At 67.6% G+C, this 2,138-nt stretch carries 2 protein-coding genes; both read left to right on the forward strand.

Annotation, left to right across the window (positions count from 1 at the left end):
- The first annotated feature begins 124 nt into the window (after positions 1-124).
- Positions 125-1,273, forward strand: coding sequence for an IS21 family transposase (gene istA, locus WEB03_RS12050; RefSeq protein ID WP_368071197.1), 1,149 nt, complete (start codon positions 125-127; stop codon positions 1,271-1,273).
- Positions 1,270-2,082, forward strand: coding sequence for an IS21-like element helper ATPase IstB (gene istB / locus WEB03_RS12055; protein WP_368071198.1), 813 nt, complete (start codon positions 1,270-1,272; stop codon positions 2,080-2,082). The genes istA and istB overlap by 4 nt, the downstream gene beginning before the upstream one ends.
- Positions 2,083-2,138: the final 56 nt, after the last annotated feature.

A 2,138-nucleotide genomic window follows, 5' to 3' on the forward strand; every position in this document is an offset into this window, starting at 1 on the left:
TGTTAGCACCGGCGCTTAAAGTCCCCCGATCATCAGGTTGAGATGTCCCCCCGGACCAACGATTCTCGCCTCTTCGAGTGTGACCGCACTGGAGAGGGAGATGCTGACCCGAGGGGACTACCTCATGATAAGCGAGAAGAAGCTACAGGGCATGTTCGTCAAGGACATCGCGGCCGAACTGGGTGTTCATCCGAAGACGGTAAGCCGGGCGCTCAAGCGTGGCGGCGAGCCGCCAGCGCGGCCGAAGCGGCGCACCAGCAAACTCGATCCGTACCGTGCCCAGGTCGATGACTTGTTGCGCGACGGCATCTGGAACGCGGAGGTGATCTTCCGCCGGATCCGGGCGGCCGGCTACGACGGCGGGCGCACGATCCTGCGCCTGTACATCCAGCCCCGGCGAGCGCTGCGCCCGGCGGGCGGCACCGTGCGCTACGAGACGCCGCCGGGCGCGCAGCTGCAGCATGACTGGGGCGAGCGCCGACTGGAGATCGGCGGCGTGCGCCAGAAGGCCTACCTGGCGGTCAACGTACTCGGTTACGCCCGTGCGCTCGACGTGGTGGCGATGCCGCGCTGCGATGCCGAGCACACCTACGAGGCTTTGATCCAGGCATTCGAGGCCTTCGGCGGCGTGCCGGCGAGCGTGCTCGTCGACAACCAGAAGGCGGCGGTCCTCGACTGGACCGACGGTCGCCCCCGGTTCCATCCGCGCTTCCGTGAGCTGGCACGCCACTACGGCTTCACGCCCAAGGCCTGCCGGCCGCGGCGGGCGCAGACCAAGGGCAAGGTCGAGCGCATGGTGCGCTACGTCGCCGACAACGCCCTGGCCGGCGATCCGGCGTTCGACAGCTGGGACGACCTGAACGCCCACCTGCGAGCCTGGTGCCACGGCGTGGCCAACCAGCGCTTCGTGCGCGAACTCGGCGAGGGCGTCACCGACCGCCTCGCGCGCGAGCGCGCCCATCTGGGGCCGCTGCCGCGGGATCGCTTCGATACGGCCTATCACGGTCATCGGGCGGTCAGTCTCGACGCCTATGTCGCGGTCGACGGGGTGCGCTACTCCGTGCCCGGCCATCTGGTGGGCGAGCGTCTGGCGCTGCGCGTGACGCTCGACGGCTGGGTGGAGCTGGCCAATCGCGACGGCGCCGTGGTCGCTCGCCACCGCCAGGTGACCGGCGAGCAGCGCCAGGTCACCGTGGCCGAGCATCATGCCGCCCTGTGGGAGCAGGTGCGGGTCCAGACCCGCGCGCTCGACTACTACGCGGAGATCGGCTGATGGAACTGGCCACCCTGCTGGACAAGCTCAAGATGGAGGCCCTGTCGGATCAGCTCGATACCGTCTGCGAGCAGGCCGCGAAGAAGGACCTGGACTATCGCGCCTTCCTGGCCGAGGCGCTGCGCGCCGAGTGGCAGTCACGGCGCGTGCGGGGAACCGAGACGCGCATGCGCCAGGCTCGCTTCCCCGCGGTGCATACCCTCGAGGCGTTCGACTTCAACTTCCAGCCCGGCATCGAGCGCAAGGTCATCCGCGAGCTCGCCGGCCTGGCGTTCGTCGAGCGCGGTGAGAACGTCGTATTCCTCGGCCCGCCCGGCGTGGGCAAGACGCACCTGGCGATCGCGCTCGGCATCAAGGCCGTCGAGGCCGGCCACAGGGTCATGTTCCTGACCCTCGACGAGCTGCTCACGCGCCTCCGGAAGGCCAGCGCCGAGCAGCGCCTGGAACGGGTGCTGCAGCAGCTGACCTATCCCAAGGTGCTCATCCTCGATGAGCTCGGCTATCTGCCGATGAACCGTACCGAGGCCAGCCTGTTCTTCCGGCTGGTGACCCGGCGCTACGAGAAGGCGAGCCTGATCCTGACCTCGAACAAGGGCTTCGCCGACTGGGGCGAGGTGCTCGGCGACTCGGTGATGGCCACCGCCATCCTCGACCGACTGCTGCACCACGCGACCACGGTCAACATCAAAGGCGAGAGCTATCGGCTTAAGGAAAAGCGTAAGGCTGGGCTGCTAGGCAAGGCCCGAACCACATCAGAACCCGAGGAGGAGACCGCTACCGAGACCACTGAACCCGATCCCATCCACTGATGATCAGGGGACATCTCGAACTGATGAAAAGCGGACAACTGAACCCGGCGTTGACA

The sequence above is a fragment of the Nitriliruptor sp. genome, assembly GCF_040882075.1.
GTDB lineage: Bacteria > Actinomycetota > Nitriliruptoria > Nitriliruptorales > Nitriliruptoraceae > Nitriliruptor.

Bases quoted from the DNA above. Each gene is read 5' to 3' on its own strand.
- istA (WP_368071197.1), top strand. From the start codon at position 125: ATGATAAGCGAGAAGAAGCTACAGGGCATGTTCGTCAAGGACATCGCG.